The sequence below is a fragment of the Kocuria sp. TGY1127_2 genome, assembly GCF_013394385.1.
Lineage (GTDB): Bacteria > Actinomycetota > Actinomycetes > Actinomycetales > Micrococcaceae > Rothia.
Map to the genome: position 1 here is coordinate 463,702 of NZ_AP022834.1, position 16,078 is coordinate 479,779.

Annotated in this window: 14 protein-coding genes, 1 tRNA gene and 1 other RNA gene; 5 read left to right on the forward strand and 11 right to left on the reverse strand. The window is 61.0% G+C overall.

Annotated elements, in window-relative coordinates:
- Window positions 1-14 precede the first annotated feature (14 nt).
- Together sake_RS02030 and sake_RS02035 are read left to right on the forward strand one after the other, a co-directional pair.
- Window positions 15-365, forward strand: a complete 351-nt coding sequence (locus tag sake_RS02030) for a DUF488 domain-containing protein (protein ID WP_178945348.1) — start codon at window positions 15-17, stop codon at window positions 363-365.
- A gap of 120 nt (window positions 366-485) precedes the next feature.
- Window positions 486-776 (forward strand): hypothetical protein, encoded by a 291-nt coding sequence (locus tag sake_RS02035; protein WP_178945349.1) that lies wholly within the window; start codon window positions 486-488, stop codon window positions 774-776.
- 236 nt (window positions 777-1,012) lie between these two features.
- Here sake_RS02035 and sake_RS02040 read toward each other — a convergent pair whose 3' ends face one another.
- From sake_RS02040 to ffs, 6 genes are all read right to left on the reverse strand, one after another.
- Complete coding sequence (locus tag sake_RS02040; RefSeq protein ID WP_178945350.1) at window positions 1,013-2,185, reverse strand: polysaccharide deacetylase family protein; 1,173 nt, start codon at window positions 2,183-2,185, stop codon at window positions 1,013-1,015.
- Between the two features lie 197 nt (window positions 2,186-2,382).
- On the reverse strand, window positions 2,383-3,345 hold the full coding sequence (locus sake_RS02045; protein WP_371811912.1) for a 3-methyladenine DNA glycosylase: 963 nt from the start codon (window positions 3,343-3,345) through the stop codon (window positions 2,383-2,385).
- Window positions 3,346-3,348: 3 nt separating this feature from the next.
- Window positions 3,349-4,644: an aspartate kinase gene (locus sake_RS02050; protein ID WP_129358681.1), complete on the reverse strand. Its 1,296-nt coding sequence runs from the start codon at window positions 4,642-4,644 to the stop codon at window positions 3,349-3,351.
- A 226-nt stretch (window positions 4,645-4,870) separates the two neighbouring features.
- Window positions 4,871-5,662: a recombination mediator RecR gene (gene recR, locus sake_RS02055; RefSeq protein WP_371811913.1), complete on the reverse strand. Its 792-nt coding sequence runs from the start codon at window positions 5,660-5,662 to the stop codon at window positions 4,871-4,873.
- An 84-nt stretch (window positions 5,663-5,746) separates the two neighbouring features.
- Window positions 5,747-8,923: a DNA polymerase III subunit gamma and tau gene (locus sake_RS02060; protein WP_178945351.1), complete on the reverse strand. Its 3,177-nt coding sequence runs from the start codon at window positions 8,921-8,923 to the stop codon at window positions 5,747-5,749.
- A 127-nt stretch (window positions 8,924-9,050) separates the two neighbouring features.
- An RNA gene (gene ffs, locus sake_RS02065) (signal recognition particle sRNA small type) lies at window positions 9,051-9,147 on the reverse strand.
- 157 nt (window positions 9,148-9,304) lie between these two features.
- On the opposite strand from ffs, the gene sake_RS02070 reads away from it, so the two are divergent.
- Window positions 9,305-9,392, forward strand: a tRNA-Ser gene (locus sake_RS02070).
- A 67-nt stretch (window positions 9,393-9,459) separates the two neighbouring features.
- Here the strand turns inward: sake_RS02070 and sake_RS02075 are convergent.
- Window positions 9,460-9,972, reverse strand: a complete 513-nt coding sequence (locus tag sake_RS02075) for a GNAT family N-acetyltransferase (RefSeq protein ID WP_197964448.1) — start codon at window positions 9,970-9,972, stop codon at window positions 9,460-9,462.
- Window positions 9,973-10,014: 42 nt separating this feature from the next.
- Between sake_RS02075 and sake_RS02080 the strand changes: the two genes are divergently transcribed.
- On the forward strand, window positions 10,015-10,563 hold the full coding sequence (locus sake_RS02080) for a GNAT family N-acetyltransferase (protein ID WP_129358688.1): 549 nt from the start codon (window positions 10,015-10,017) through the stop codon (window positions 10,561-10,563).
- Between the two features lie 391 nt (window positions 10,564-10,954).
- Here sake_RS02080 and sake_RS02085 read toward each other — a convergent pair whose 3' ends face one another.
- The 3 genes from sake_RS02085 to sake_RS02095 form a co-directional block, all read right to left on the reverse strand.
- Complete coding sequence (locus tag sake_RS02085) at window positions 10,955-12,301, reverse strand: MFS transporter (RefSeq protein WP_129358690.1); 1,347 nt, start codon at window positions 12,299-12,301, stop codon at window positions 10,955-10,957.
- A gap of 130 nt (window positions 12,302-12,431) precedes the next feature.
- The gene (locus sake_RS02090) at window positions 12,432-12,869 is read right to left on the reverse strand and encodes a VOC family protein (RefSeq protein ID WP_129358693.1); all 438 of its coding nucleotides are present in this window, start codon (window positions 12,867-12,869) and stop codon (window positions 12,432-12,434) included.
- 122 nt (window positions 12,870-12,991) lie between these two features.
- Entirely contained in the window at window positions 12,992-13,177 is a 186-nt protein-coding gene (locus sake_RS02095) for a hypothetical protein (RefSeq protein ID WP_129358695.1), read from the reverse strand.
- 219 nt (window positions 13,178-13,396) lie between these two features.
- Between sake_RS02095 and sake_RS02100 the strand changes: the two genes are divergently transcribed.
- The gene (locus sake_RS02100) at window positions 13,397-14,977 is read left to right on the forward strand and encodes a helicase HerA-like domain-containing protein (RefSeq protein WP_129358697.1); all 1,581 of its coding nucleotides are present in this window, start codon (window positions 13,397-13,399) and stop codon (window positions 14,975-14,977) included.
- A 200-nt stretch (window positions 14,978-15,177) separates the two neighbouring features.
- Here the strand turns inward: sake_RS02100 and sake_RS02105 are convergent, their stop codons facing one another.
- Window positions 15,178-15,924 carry an SDR family oxidoreductase gene (locus sake_RS02105; RefSeq protein WP_178945352.1) on the reverse strand — a complete coding sequence of 249 codons (747 nt, stop codon included), beginning with the start codon at window positions 15,922-15,924 and terminating at the stop codon, window positions 15,178-15,180.
- Between the last annotated feature and the right edge of the window lie 154 nt (window positions 15,925-16,078).

Consider the following 16,078-nt stretch of genomic DNA (forward strand, 5'->3'; position numbering starts at 1 on the left):
TGTATACGTGGGATATGAACATTGTCGTCAAACGCATCTATGACCGATCTGGCCACAATGATGGGACGCGGGTGCTCGTCGACAGAGTCTGGCCGCGCGGTATTCGCAAGGAGGACGCCGAACTCGATGACTGGAATAAGGATGTGGCCCCCTCCACGGAACTGCGCAAATGGTACGGGCACGATCCGGACAAGTTTGACGAATTCTCCCGTCGCTACCGCGATGAGCTGGCCACCGAGATCGGCCAGCAGGCTCTCAAGAACCTACGCGAGAGTGTCAAAGGAAAACGCCTGACGCTACTGACTGCCACCAAGGACATCGAGTACAGCCAGGCGACGGTGCTGGCGCGGATTCTCTCCGACTGACCAGTCAGCCGCCAAGCTCGGACACGGCGGCAGTCTCACCCCTCCTGCCGGGACGGGAACCATCCGGGCCGCAGCCACACAGTGATAGCAGATTCGATGAGAACGACGGAAGATGAGCTCATGTCAGTTGAGGAGATCTGGATAGAGCCTCGAGGAGACGGCGCTTACCAGGCCACCATGCAATCGTTCGACGGCGAGGCCTCATGCACGCTCAACATTGGCGCCGCGCCCCGTCTGACCAACGGCATGCTGCCCGATGACGACGTCACGGCACGAGCCGTACTGCAGTTCCTGATGACCCACCAGGACCCATCGCAACTTCCTGCCGATGTGGAGCTTGAAGACGTTCTGGCCGCTTACGATGATGCCGAACAACAGATCGACTCATATGCCCAAAACCTGCGCTCCTAGACCCCGCTGATCCCAGAAAGCCACCATCGGCGTGATCCCGATACCGGCGGAGATCAAATACAGTGGCGGATCCTCATCCGTTCGACCGCATCTAGAGCAGAATGTCCTTCTGTTTCAGAGCTTTCGAGCGGATTCTTGCCTGTGCCTCTGACGGTATTCTCAATGTGTCCCGCTGGCGCGCATTCCCTAGATCCGCCCAAGACAAGTGGCAGCAGTCTCTTGGTCGGCTGCCCAGGTCAGCTGGAGGCTCCGGAGATTGATTTCGGGCGTGCGGGGTCGATGACGGAATTCGGGTCGAAGAACTCGCGCAACGTATCGGATGTTCCCTTGATCGCGTGCTTGAGCGAAATCCCATCCACATTGATCCGGGCTTCGCGAAGATAATTCGGTCCGGCCTGCCCCCATGCCGGGGTGGAGGCATCGACATTGAAGTAAGAATTGAATCCTTGGCCCTTGAGGTATTGGAACTTGTCGTTACCGTATTCCTCAATGCCGCAAATATCCGCCCCGAAGGGGTAGATGAGCATATCGGTATTGCCCACGATCGGTGCGACCTCGGCTTGCCACTTCTCGTTGTCCTCCTGGATGTGCGATAGAGGAGATTTGGTGAAGTTGATGTGCCCCCACGAGTGGCTTGCGAATTCCCAGCCGTTTTTCTTGATGGCATCCGCGACCGATTTTGCGGTCTTCTTGTCCTTTTCGATGTTCTTGTTCTCGTCCTTGTAGGAGATATCGGAGGTCCGATACCCGAGTACACCGTTGTATCCGGTGATTGCGATGACGCCTTTGGCCCCGTCGTGGGAGAAGTCGGGGTGTTCTTCGATGAATTCCTCGACGATCGGCAGGTGATCGTAAGCGCCGATTTTTTTGTTCCCGTCAGCATCACGGTATTCGTTGAGGACTTTCCCGTCCTGGACGATCAGTCGATCACTGAATCCGTCGCCGTCCATGTATTCGTAGTAGGACAAGTCGTCGAAGGACAGGACCAGGGGTTTCTTGCCTTCCGGAAGGTCCAAGGGTTTGAGTTCGACGCTGCCGCCGGGGCGGGTTGTGTAGAGCTGGTGGGGGCTGACCAGGACGTAATTGCGGTCGTAGACCTGTTGGATGATCTTCCTGAATTCGTTGATCGTGACCATGTAATCCAGGTAGCCGTTTGCCTCATCGTCGCCGTCGAATGCTCGGTTCGGATCCACGACCAGCGAGTGGAAGAACAAGTGTGAAACCTCGGTGTTGTCTTTCCACGTGATGTTGTGCTGGGTCGGTGTGACCGAGGGGGAATTCGATGTGGGGGCCGATGTGGTGGAGGAGTCGGTCGCGGGTTCGGTGTCCTGGGAGCTGCAGGCGCTAAGCAAGGCAGCCCCTACCAGCGCCGATGAAGAGATGACTGCGGTCCGGCGGGTGATCTTCACGGGGGAGCTCCAGATGGGCGTTTTGAGGGGATTTACGGAAGCATCACCAGGTTTTCACAGGAAGTGAGGATTGTGACTGAGGGTGTCGCGGGGCACGCCAGGTCGATCGAATCCGAAGGGCCATCGGGCCGTGACAGACGGAACGGGGAAGCGGCGCCATTGAACCCTGAACCCGTGTGCGGACGGTAACCGCGGCCTCAGGACATCAAAGTGGAGTCTGCGCGATCCAAGGTCGACATGAGCCGCTGTCGCAGGATTATTGAGCGCTCAGCGAACTCTCTCTGGAGTGTCGCGTATTGCTTTTTTCCTCGTGCGGTTTCGACCGGAATGGGCTCGTACCCCCATGATTTCAGATCGTAGGGTGCTGCTCTCATGTCCATTTCACGGACTTGCCAGGCGAGGTCGAAGCAATCCATCAGGAGAGCGGAGTCCACGAAGGGGAGCAGTTTGTAAGCCCACTTGTACACGTCCATGTTGGCGTGCAGACACCCTGGCTGTTCCAGGGATCGTTGTTGCTCGCGTGTCGGCTGTATTTCATTGCGTGGTACGGCTTGCGGCTGGAAAAACCGAAAGGCGTCGAAGTGTGTGCAGTGGATGCGATGGGTTTCGACCACGGAATCGGTGCCGTCCGCGCCCAGGCGAAGGTCCAGGTACTCGTGGCGGATATCGTTTTCTTCGGAGCGATAGGCCATGGCCCACTCATGCATGCCGAAGCACCCGAAATTTCCGGGCTTGGACACCGTACGGGAGAGAATTTCCTGTGTGAATACAACAGCCGTGGAGCGAGCTTCCAAGAAAGCCTCGACATCGACCGTCGCCGCCGTCGGACGCTGGATCCGTGCTTCTTCCGGGGAGAGCCCTGTTTTTTGCAGTTCCGTGATACTGGGGCGGCGGTAGAACTTCCATTCAAGACGGTCGGCGGCGTCCAGGAGTATGACCCAGGGGCCGGGATGCCAGCGAGTCAGCTGGCCAGGTTTGAGCGTGTAGTACGTGAAGAGGAAATCTTCCACGGGGTGTTTCCGGCCGTGATGACGGCGTTCGAGGAACGGCTCGGTGTAGATCGCGGCGCGCTCTCGATGATCCTCGGCGAGGTCACGCCAAACCGGCCCGGTCAGGTGAACCGGGCCGGGATGCGGCGTGGTGGAAGACGTGAAACTCACCGGTTAGCGGCCGGTGCCTCCGTACACCGTGGCCTCGCCGTCTGCGTCGAGGCTGAACGCGGTGTGGACGGCGCGTACGGCGTCGTCGAGCAGGTCCGCTCGGGTGATCACCGAAATGCGGATCTCTGAGGTCGAGATCATGTCGATGTTCACGCCGGCCCTGGAGAGTGCGTCGAAGAAATGGAACGATACGCCGGGGTTGGACTTCATCCCAGCTCCCACGAGAGAGAGCTTGCCGATCGCGTCGTTGTATTCGATGTCCGCGAACCCAATCTCGGCCTGAACGCCCTTGAGAACTTCGATCGCGGTATCGCCCTGATCCTGGGGAAGGGTGAAAGAAATGTCGGTGCGAGCTTCGGAACGTGTCGAGACGTTCTGCACGATCATGTCCAGGTTGATCTTGGCGTCGTTGAGGGAACCGAAGATCTTGGCGGCGTAACCGGGCACGTCTGGGACGTCGACGATGGTGACCTTCGCCTGGGTTCGGTCGTGGGCCACACCGGAGATGAGGGGCTGTTCCAAGGGGATCTCCTTAGTCAGGTCGGGGGCGTCTGCATCCGATTCGGTGGGTATGACCCACGTGCCTTCGAGGTCGCTGAACGAGGAGCGGACGTGCAATTTTATTTTGAATCGGCGAGCGTACTCGACGCAACGCAGGTGAAGGATCTTGGCTCCGTTGGCGGCCATTTCGAGCATCTCTTCGCTGGAGACCCCGTTGAGCTTGTGCGCGGTCGATACAATCCGCGGATCAGCGGTGAAGACTCCGTCGACATCTGAATAGATCTCGCAATAGTCGGCTCCGAGGGCGGATGCGAGGGCGACGGCAGTGGTGTCCGAGCCTCCACGCCCCAAGGTTGTGATATCCCGTGTCTGACGGTTCATCCCTTGGAATCCGGCGACGATGGCGATGTTTCCCTCCTCAAGGGAGTCCCGGATTCGGTCCGGGTGGACCTCGACGAGGCGGGCCGATCCGTGTACGCCGTCGGTGATGATTCCGGCTTGAGAACCGGTGAACGACTGGGCCGGTGCCCCGAGCTCGTGGACGGCCATGGCCAGCACGGCCATGGAAATGCGTTCGCCGGCGGTGAGGAGCATGTCTAGTTCGCGGCTGGGGCCGGGCCTGGACGAAACTTCGTTGGCGAGGTCGAGGAGATCATCGGTCGTGTCGCCCATGGCGGAGACCACGACGACGACGTCGTTGCCTCGGTTTTTGGTTTCGACGACGCGTTGGGCGACCCGTTTGACACCTTCGGCGTCTGAAACAGACGAACCGCCGAATTTCTGAACGATAAGGCTCATGGTGTCTCCCTTGGTGATAGGAGTCTGACAAAAGTTAAGGTCTGGCGTTGTGGCCGGGCGCAACTGGAAGCGTGGAACTCGGGCCGCCTATCAGACTATCCGGTGCCTTGGTCCCGCGCTCAAATGAGTCGGGTATTCCACTATGTGACACATCAAGGCGCGATTGAGTAGGTCATCACGTCACATATGCGTCGCGGATCACCTTTTGGTCGGTTCCTGAGCGGTGTCAGTCGGCCCAGGGGTTGGCGAACTTCTCTCCTCGCCGGGGCGTTGGATACCGACGGTTGGGGTCTGCTTGTTCCGCGGGTGCCTCGATTTTTCCTTCGTTGGTCCTCGGTGATTCCTCGACCGGCTCGTCGCTGGTCACGGCGGTTTCCTCGGCGTCGTTTCCCGGAAGAGAATCGTCCGTCTCCGGAGTTTCGGGCGATGCGGTTTGACGCTGGCCCGCGGTCAGTATCCTGCGGCCTTCCATAGCCCGTCCGAGCGTAATTTCGTCGGCGTACTCGAGGTCACCGCCGACGGGGAGGCCGGATGCGAGTCTGGAGACGGTGATGCCAATGGGCGTGAGCATGCGGGAAAGGTAGGTCGCCGTGGCTTCGCCTTCGAGGTTGGGGTCCATGGCCAGAATGATCTCTTGGACCTCCTCGTCGGCCAGCCGTGTCACGAGTTCGCGAATGCGCAGTCGCTCCGGCCCGATGCCCTGCATAGGGTTAATCGAGCCTCCCAGGACGTGATAGCGACCTGTGAAGCTGCCAGTTCGTTCAATGGCGGAAACATCCTTGGGCTCTTCGACGACGCAAATGAGCGACGAGTCCCGGCGGGCGTCCCGACAGATCGAGCATTTCGGTGCCTCGGAAATGTTGCCGCAGATTTCGCAGAAGGAAACCTTGGCCTTGACAGTGGTGATGGCCGCGGAAAGTTTCTCCATCTCGTCCGCGGGCGAATTGAGGATGTAAAAGGCGATGCGCTGAGCGGACTTGGGCCCGACGCCGGGCAGACGCCCAAGTTCATCGATCAAGTCCTGAACTGCTCCTTGGTACAAGAATCCTCACTCTTCCGGAGGGTCTTCACGACCCACCCAATGTGTTGTTGACCAGGGGACTTACCCCCGGTGATGCGGCCGTTCTTCGAGCACACGGCCACCCAGGATGGTTTCGATCGCTGCCTGTCCGAAGACTGAGGAGTCCTCGATGTCTTCATCGTGAGGCGAGGGAACGAAGTCGTCCCATTCGTCGTCCGGAGGCTCTGGGGCGTTCGGATCGATGGGGACATTGCCGTTTCTGCCACGAACCACCGCGGGTCCCGACGGGCTGCCGGAACCCGCCTCAATGGCATCCGCGTGCCGTTCTCGGAACGGTGCGGACTGCTCCCCGGGTGCGTCGCCTGAGTCGGTCTGCTCAGCCTGGCTTGAGGCCGGGCCTTGAGGCCTACCCGGCTGAGCCTCTTCATCATCCCGCACGGCGTGCAGGTGACGTGATTTCTCTCCGCCGGGGATAGGGGAATTCTGGTTCGTGGTCGCAGTCGTTTGGGTCCCGCGCTCTGGTGCGCCGCCGTCGACTTCGGTGAGATGCGGCATGCGCTGCCCCCACTTGGAGGGATGTTCGCTGGCGCTTTCCTCCGACTCAGGGCCCGAATAACGCCAACCGCACTCCCTGCCGTCGACAGCCTTTCCGGGAGCCCCGGCTTGTCGCGCGGCTACGGACCAGTCGTGCGACGATAGACGTTCTTCTGCCGCCGGTGCCGATGGGTGCCCCGCGCGCGCTTCGGCCTCGGCGGACCCGTCGCTACTCGCGTCAGACCCCTGAGGCCCGTCCTCCACGGGGGCGGCGATGGCTTCGCTCTCCCCGGACGGCTGCGTGCCCAAAGAGTCTGAGTCCCTAGAAGGCTGACCATTGTGGTTTGTGTCTTCGTCTTCTTTGACAACGTGCAGGTGGGTAGAAGAATTCCCCGTTGGGACGGTCGAAGATTCCGTGGATTCCGGGCCCGCTGAGCCAGCAGTCTCCGAAGCCGATACCTCTCGTCTGCCACCATCGGGCTGAGGGGCCTCATCGCTGGGTATCGGAGCGACTTTCCAGCCGGTGAAGGACTCACCCGAGGAGTCCTCGGACCATTCAGGCTCATCGGAATCTTCATCAGGGGAGAGCGGAATGCCGTGTTTTTGCCAGGCTTCTTCCCCGCCTCGACTGCCTTCCGGGATGATCGGGGAAGGATCGCCGGCTCCTGTTGACGGGGATTGTACGGTTCCCCGCGACGAGAGCGGGGAATCGGTGGTCTCAGCGGCGGGGTGGTCCTTCGATTGCGCCTGACGGACGGCTGGATTCCAAGCTTCTTCTCCGGGCCAGTCGTCCGCCTCGGTTGCGGCAGCCTGTGGGGTCCGGGCCGGCGCATTCTCAGGTCGGCGGCCTTGGGCAACGTGGGAATTCTGGTCCCTGGTGGACGAGCCTTGACCGCTGGGGCCGCTGCCGTTGGGCTCGGAACTGCCGCGGCCGGGCCCGCCGCCGGGGCGACCGTCGTCGAGTGAAACGGCGCATTCAAGGCCCAAAGTGTCTTTGAGTGCACCGCTCAGCGCGGAGGCAAAGCGTTCGACGCGGCTCTGAATACCCGGCCCGCTCGAGGTCACATACAGTACGCCGTTGTCGAAGCGTGTTGGCCTGCACTCGCGGAAAGTGGCCTGGCCGACCTTGGAGTACTTTCCGACTGCGGCCACGACGTCGGCCCATGAACGTTCGATCATGTTCACCTGGCCCGAGTCGGGAGCGGAAGTCTCCTGTGCGGGGGCGGCGGCAGGCTGCTCTTGGTCTGCCGGGGAGAGTGGTGCTTGCTCGGTCTCGTCGTTCGGACGCGGTTGTGGTGCTTCAGCGGCCTCGGCGTGGTCCTCCGAAGGCTCTTCCGCGGTTCGCTCGACCGACAATTCCGCTTCCTCCGTTGCGGACTCGCGGCTCTTGCGAGCCAAAGACAGGGCCGCTTCACGTGCGCTCGCGCCGGATGCGGGGACTTCTTCGGTGGGCTCCGGGGCCTGGCTGACAGCCTCGGCGGCAATATGTTGGGCCGGGGTCTCCGGTGTGGTGGCCGCCGCCGGGTCCGACTGCAGGGGAGCCTGTACGGCTCCGACGGAACCGAAGTTGATGCGCCGCTCGAGACGGTCCACTCGCGCGTTGACGCCACGTGACGTGTCGTCCGCAGTGGGAAGGAGGATTCTGGCGCAGAGAAGTTCGAGGTGCAGTTGCGGGCTGGTGGCCCCGGTCATTTCCGTCAGAGCGGTATTGGCGATGTCGGCCGCACGGGACAGCTCCGAGGCGCCCAGCTGAGTGGCCTGGCCGCGCATTCGATCGATCTGATCCTCGGGCATGCCGTGCAAAATCTGTGCCGCGGATTCGGGAACGGCCTTGACGATGATCAGGTCACGGAAACGCTCCAGGAGGTCTTCGACGAAACGACGTGGATCCTGGCCGGTCTGAACAACGCGGTCCACCGCGTGGAATACGGCAGGGGAGTCTCCGGCCGCAAATGCATCCACGACCCCGTCGAGCAATTCGGCGTGGGTGAAGCCGAGAAGGGCGACGGCAAGGTCATACGTGATTCCGCTTTCGGAGGCTCCGGCCATGAGCTGATCGAGGACCGACAGCGAATCCCGCACTGATCCGCCACCGGCTCGCACGACTAAGGGCAGAACTCCCTGTTCGACCTGGATGCTTTCCTTGTCGCACAGGTGGTTGAGATAGCCCCGCAGTACTTCGGGAGCCACGAGGCGGAACGGGTAGTGGTGCGTGCGTGACCGAATGGTTCCGAGGACCTTATTCGGTTCGGTGGTCGCAAAGATGAATTTGATGTGCTCGGGGGGCTCTTCGACGATCTTGAGCAGGGCGTTGAAACCCTCCCGAGTGACCATATGGGCCTCGTCGATGATGAAGATCTTGTAGCGATCTCGAACAGGGGCGAACGTTGCTCGTTCGCGAAGGTCGCGGGCGTGGTCGACGCCGCCGTGGGATGCGGCGTCCATCTCGATGACGTCCAGCGACCCCGCGCCGTCGCGAGCGAGATCGACGCAGGACTCGCATTTGCCACAAGGACGTGCGGTAGGGCCTTCGGCGCAGTTGAGGCAGCGGGCGAGGATCCGCGCGGAGGTGGTTTTTCCGCATCCGCGAGGGCCGGAGAAGAGATAAGCGTGGTTCACGCGATTCTTCTGCAACGCTGTCATGAGGGGGTTGGTCACGTGCTCTTGCCCGATGACGTCTTCGAACGTCTCGGGTCGATAACGGCGGTACAGGGCTGTGCTCACATAGGAAACACTACTGGTTCCGACCGACAGTTTAAGCAGTGAGGCCGGACCTGTGGACGAAACCGGTTGGCGTACGTTGCAGTAACCCTTGAACGGTGCGGGATATGCCGATGTAGTGGGGCTTTAATGTGAAGACCCCTCGCGCACCCGTCAGAGCCCGAATACCCTTGCTACCTTCCGGTCCTGGGGGAGTTTTTCAAGATGACGCCACGCGAGGGGCTTCCGATAGCTTAGCTCAGCCGCCGTTCACCTGTCACACCAGCTGATCGTGTTCTGTGCCACCTTTGGGGAAAGCGAGTTGTCACTGTCGGTCCCGCTTGTGTAAGCTCGAATCCGTTCGCTTTCGTGAGGTTCCGGTTTAGCCGGGATCGAGCAACACCTGGAGGATTCGCCTAGCGGCCTATGGCGCACGCCTGGAACGCGTGTTGGGTTCACGCCCTCGGGGGTTCAAATCCCCCATCCTCCGCCAGTCAAGCCCCTGTGCTTTTGATTCGTCAAAGGTTCAGGGGTTTTTGCATTCCGGATCTCGGCACGGTTCAGGGAGCCACGGACTGTGGCGTCCTGATCATTCTGATCTCGCTGATGTGGAATCTCTCGTCGAATACCCGTGTTCCGTCGGCCACGAAACCATGCTTGGTGTAGAAGGCTTGAGCCCGCGGGTTCGGGTCCGCCACCCACAGCGAGGTTTCTTCGTCGAGCCTCGTCACGGCTGAGAGCAGTTTTGCCCCCGCCCCGGCTCCATGCACCACGTTGTATGTGTAAAGGACGTAGAGAACGGCATCGCCGCTGGAGTCGTTGTCTCTCGGCGAACCCACCATCGCTCCGCCCACGATGCGGCCTTCGAGCTCGGCGACCGAAATCCTGCGCTCGCGCCATCGAGCCTCCGTGAGAGAGGCTTTCCACATCTCAAGGCGACGATTCAGCAGATCCGGGGCGTCAAGGATTTCATCTGGCATCAACCCACGATAGGTTTCCCGCCAAGATCCGACATGCACTTGGGCTATGCCGGGTGCATCTCGCACGGTCGCGGGGCGCACGGTAATGGTCATGCGGCAATTCTATGGTTCTGCTGCTCGACCTATAGTCGGACCATGATCGAAACTTCCCGGCTCAGGTTGCGACTGCCCCGCGCAGAAGACGTTGAAGACGTGCTGTCTTACCGCTCTCGACCTGATGTGGCACGGTACCTTCGCGGGGGAATCTGGACGCGCCAGAAGACGCGACGGGAGATCGCCTCATACTCATCCGTCGATTTCATGAGGTCGGGAGATGAGCTGGTCCTCTTCGTCGAGCTGCGGAGTCCAGCCGTCGTCGTGGGTGAGGTCGGTCTGGTCCGCGGGAAGGATCCTCGGGAGGCTGAACTCGGATTCGTGTTCAATCCAGATTTCGGATCGCAGGGATATGCGACCGAGGCGGTTGGTGTTGTCCTGGCCGAGGCGCCTCGGCGATGGGAGATCGACCGCGTCATTGCCGTTGCCGACGAGGCCAACTCGGCATCCCGTGCGCTGTGCGAGCGGATAGGCATGCACCTGGAATCTATTGCCGCGAGCCAAGATGGCCGGCGGGTCAGCGAGTGCACGTACTCCTTGGGGCTGTCGGGAAACGAGAAATACTCACGCCGAAACAAAAATTTGAAGTGATTTTAGTCACTCGTGCAATGGTTGGTCGACGAGGAGTGCGGTCGGCCCGGAGCTGCCGCCTCACCTGGGGCTGTGCCGCTTGAATAGGCCCGTGCGGTCGGCATATCAACGTCGGAAGGCCTGGTCACGGACGTACCAGAGTGCCGGTATCCTCTGAGGACACATCGCGCACTCACATGAGCTCGGGCCATACGTGACGCGGCGGCAGCGCGCTGGCTCCTTCGCCTTCGGCCACAAGCCGGGGAAGCCTCCGGGGAGGTGTCCCTCCGAGGTCCTCAGGCATTCGTCTCAACGTTGAGCAACGAAGCCGACTTTCGCGGAGGCCGGGTGGGGTGGCGTCGTATATCTTGGCCCGACGCCGCCCCACCTTTGCTGCCCGGAGTGCGACGGCTTACTCCAGAGCGCGACCTCTCAGCTCGGGGAGGGCGAGCGCGGCGAAAGCGGCGGCGAGGAACGCGGCCGCGAAGAGGCTGAAGAGGGCCAATGGTCCACCGAGGAGAAGTATCGGGGGAGCGATGAGTGGGGCAATGATGGAAGCGATGCGTCCGAATCCCGCCGCGGCTCCGGTTCCTGTGCCGCGGATGGCCGTGGGGTACAGCTCCGGACCGATGGCATACAAGGCGCCCCATGCTCCGAGATTGAAGAAGGATAGGAGGCATCCCGTGAAGATGATGGACCAGTCGCTCGTCGAGACGCCGAACAGGGCCGCGGCGCCTGCGGATCCAATCAGGAAGGTTGCAAGGGTTGAGCGCCGCCCCCATCTCTCGATCAGGAGTGCCGACAGTGCATAGCCGGGGATCTGGGCGAGAGTCATGACCAGCGTGAAGCTGAAAGACTTGACCAATGTGTATCCCTGGGCGTGGAGAAGCGACGGAATCCAAATGAAGGCTCCGTAGTAGGACAGGTTGATGCAAAACCAAATGATCCAGAAGGCCAGGGTTCTCTGACGCAGGCGCGGGGACCAGACAGACTCTGCCCCTGAAGACTTGCTCGGTTCTGCGGTCCTGGCCGGTTGGGTAGAGTGCTCCGATTCCGAACGCCAGTCCTGTCCCGAGGCCTCCTCAAAGGAGCGGACGATGGTCTCGGCCTCTTGGTGTCGACCCCTGGATTCCAAAAATCGCACGGACTCGGGGAAGCCGAAGCGGACCGCCAATGCGTAGAGCGCCGGGATGCATCCCAGGGCGAGGGCCCACCTCCACCCGTCGGGCGAGGCTGTGACGACGAAAGTGCCGATCAACGCTGCGGCAATCCAGCCGATGGCCCAAAATGCCTCGAGAATCACGACCATGCGGCCCCGGATCGAGCGCGGCGAGAATTCGGATACGAGGGTCGAGGCGACCGGCAACTCGGCTCCGAGACCCAGGCCCACGATAAACCGCAAGGCCAATAACGTACCCAATCCGGCCGAAAGGGCCGATGCTCCCGTGGCCAAGCCGTAGACCAACAGTGTCAGAGCGAAGACCTTGCGTCTGCCGAATTTGTCGGCCAGTAGGCCACCGAGTGCGGCTCCGAGCGCCATGCCGACGAATCCGATGGAACCCAGCCACGACGTCTGGGTAGCGTTCAACCCCCAATGCGCCGCGAGTGCGGCCATGATGAAGGAAATGAGTCCGACGTCCATGGCGTCGAGCGCCCAACCGATTCCTGAACCGCCGAGGAGGCGCAGGTGCTTTCGCGACAGCGGCAAATGGTCGAGCCGTTCGGTGCGGGATGCCGTGGTTGAGGTGGTAGCGGTCATAGCGAACTTTCAAGGCCAGGGGCACCTGGGCCCATGAGTTTTTGTCAATAGTACCTTAACTAAATTCCCGCATGACCTGGGGGTACATCAGGGCGGAAGGTGACTTCGGCTGATTCTCGACCGTGTCGAACTACTGTCCCTTGGGCGCCTCCAAGTTGATCATCCAACGAATGCCGAATTGGTCCGTGAAGGACCCGAATACGTCACCCCAGGGGGCTTTTTCCAGGGGCATCGTGACTTCTCCGCCTTGGGAGAGGCCTTCGAACCAGCCTCGAGCGGCGTTCTCGTCTTCCGATGCGCTGCCCAGGAGGGCCACTTCGACCTGCGGGTTGCCCAGTCCGGGAGTCGCCTGGTCCATGATCCCTCCGTCCGAGGCGAGAATGGTGATTCCGGTTCGGGTCACCAATTGGCCGTGCATGACCAGGTTGGCGGCGTCCTCGGGGACTGGGGCCTCGAAGTCGGCGAATGTGGCGACCGTCAGTTCGCCACCGAGGGCTTCGTGATAGAAGTTCAGAGCCGCACGGGCGTCACCAGAGAACGTCAAATAGGGATTCAGGGTCAGGGACATGGGGACTCCTCGTCATGCTTGCGGGCCGGTCCTGCCATCGGATCGGGCTGATGCGCTCACGCTATGCGCCCGATGAGCGCACGGGAAGAGCGGTCAGCCACAAATGTCCTAAAAGGCGTACGTCACTGCGGGCCGTCCCGTCGGTTTCTCCACCTCACCAGCAGGATGGAAGCAGGAATCGCGAGGAGGACGATGACCACGAGGATCCATGGGCTGATTCCGCCTATGTAGGACATGATGAGCTCCGCGACGAGAGCTATACCGAATACGCAGAGGCACACGAGGAATACGTCGGACATGTTTTTCATGGCTATCTCCTGACGGTGATCGGGGTGGACTGCTGAAGACCCGAAGCTACGGACGGGGGAGCAAGGTCGCCCCCTCCCGGAGCCAGCCTATCTTCCGGGGAACTTGCGATGTGCCTCGTCAGCAATCAGTGACGGAGTGGATGGAGAGCATCAAATTGGATATCCACAATTTGTTTCCGAGACGCTCCAGTGGCCCGCTGAATGGGTAACGTATGTGACATGGCTAATGACGAACAGCTCGAAAAAATCGCGAACGGATATAGATTCGCAGGAGAAACCGTAAGCCTCGGTGTGGCGATGAGCGGCGGCGAACCGCAACCGGATGTTCCGGTGGCCCTTCCCCTGTCCATGATGAACCGTCACGGGTTGGTGGCAGGGGCGACCGGCACCGGAAAGACCAAAACGCTTCAGTCGATGGCCGAGCAACTCTCTGCGAATGGTGTTCCAGTTTTCTTGGCCGACGTCAAAGGTGATCTGTCAGGTCTGGCGGAGCCTGGCGATTCCAGTGAAAAGCTGAAAAGTCGGAGCTCGGCCATCGGGCAGCAATGGGAGGCGCAGTCTTACCCCACGGAGTTCTACTCACTCGGCGGAGACGGCAAGGGAGTCCCTGTTCGTTCCACGATTCATTCCTTCGGCCCAATCCTGCTCTCGCGCGTGATGGACCTCAACGAAACCCAGGAATCCAGTCTTCAGCTGATCTTTCACTACGCGGACCAACACGAACTCGAGCTGTACAACCTTGCCGACCTCCGGGCAGTGATTCAATTCCTGACCTCTGACGAGGGAAAGCAGGCACTCGGAGAGCTGGGAGGATTGTCCAAGGCAACGGCAGGCGTGATCCTTCGGAAGATCGTGGGCCTTGAGTCCGACGGGATGGACAAGTTCTTCGGCGAACCTCAGTTCGACACGGAAGAGCTGCTCCGCACGGCTCAAGACGGCCGAGGGATCATCTCGGCGCTCGAATTGGCCAACCTGCAGTCCAAGCCTCAGCTTTTCTCCACGTTCCTCATGTGGTTGCTGGCGGACCTCTTCGAACACCTGCCGGAAGTCGGCGACGTCGACAAACCGAAGCTCGTGTTCTTTCTCGATGAGGCCCATCTACTCTTCAACGGAGCCTCCAAAGCGTTCCTCGAATCCATCACTCAGACCGTGCGGCTCATCCGCTCCAAAGGCGTCGGCATTTTCTTCATCACGCAGACGCCCAAGGATGTTCCGGGAGATGTCTTGGGGCAGCTGGCCAACAGGGTTCAGCATGCGTTGCGCGCATTCACTCCGGAAGATGCCAAAGCACTCAAAGCAACGGTCTCGACTTTCCCCAAGTCCGCCTACGATCTCGAGTCACTGCTGACTTCTGCAGGGATCGGCGAGGCGATCGTGACAGTCATGACCGATACGGGAGCGCCCTCGCCCGTGGCGTGGACGCGTATGTACGCGCCGCAGTCGCGAATGGCGCCAGCCTCACCGGAAAAAGTGGATGAAGTGGTGCAGAACAGCGAGCTCGCCCCCAAGTACTCCAAGGTCGTCGACTCCTATTCCGCTTTCGAGAAACTCAATGAGAAGGACCAAGCGGCGCAGCCGCGGGAGAAGGAACCGGACGCGGGAAAAGCCGATCAGTCCGACCGGGCACAGTCCACGAAAGAGCCACAACAGGACGAGGGCCGCGATCGTCGCAAACGCAACGACGCCATCATGCGGGTCGGCACGAATGTCGCTTCCCAGGTCGGGCGCGAGCTTGTCCGGGGGCTGTTCGGTACCTCTCGCCGAGGCGGCGGGCGTCGCGGAGGCGGGCTGTTCGGCTAGGGCACCCGTGCAAGACGGCACCGCTTCGAGCACACGAAAAACGGCCCCCGGTTTCAAACCGGGGGCCGTTTCTCGTCAATCACTCGCACCTATGAGGCACTCCCCAATATAGGGATCCGAACTGAACATGAACTGCTAAGAGCCTTGTCGCCGGCGGGCAAAACTCTGCCAGAGACCTCAGAACGGGTTCGCAAACAGTCCTATCGCTGCTCGGCAAGCCATTCGTCGAGAGATGGGGTAACGATATCCGAGTCCGCCGGGGCCAGCAGCTTCCCATCTCCCAGGCCTGGAAGCGGTGGTTCCTCAACGTTAACCGGTCGGTTGTCACCACGGTGACGCAGTACGGCTTCCGTGAGCTCAGGGAGCCGAAGCGCGTCAGGGCCGCAAACCGTGACCACGCCCTCGCCGTGTTCTCCGAGTGCCGCTCGGACCAAGTATCGGGCTACACTGCGAGCCGCCGCGGGCTGGATGTACCAGTTTTGGGCCACCACGGCGTCTTCCTCCTCGACGATGGCCGCTGGGTTGAGGGCGAATTCGAACCACTGGGAGCTTCTCACGATCGTGTGCACCAGACCGGATTCAGCGACAGCCTCCTCCTGCCGCGCGCGGGCGTCGTAGAACGGAAACTGCCGCAGTCCCTCATCCTGAACACCATTGATCGACAGCATCACGAGGCGTCCCACGCTAGAGGACCGGCACGCCTCGATCAGATTCCGTGCTGCGGCCAGGATAGGGGTCACCGGGTCCTGCGTCGTCGGGTCCCCTACTTGAGAGGCGTCAATCACCGCGGTGACGCCTTCGAGCTTCCCCGCGAGGCCCTCTGCCGACAACAAATCGACGCCGTGATACCGGCTCAGGGGGACAACCTCCACATCATTCTGCTCGGCTGCTTCCACGATGAGCCGTCCGATGGATCCCGTGGCTCCTGCTACTGCGATCCGGATCATGATCTCTTCCTCCCTTAGCTGAGATGCATCAACTTTCAGCCTAGTCCCGACCTCGTTTCGGAAGTCGATGCACCGTGCCGACCTTCGAATTCAAGACGTGAGACGGGTCTTGGGCCTCCTCGAGGATTCGCGGCAACACAGAGTAACCTGTCAC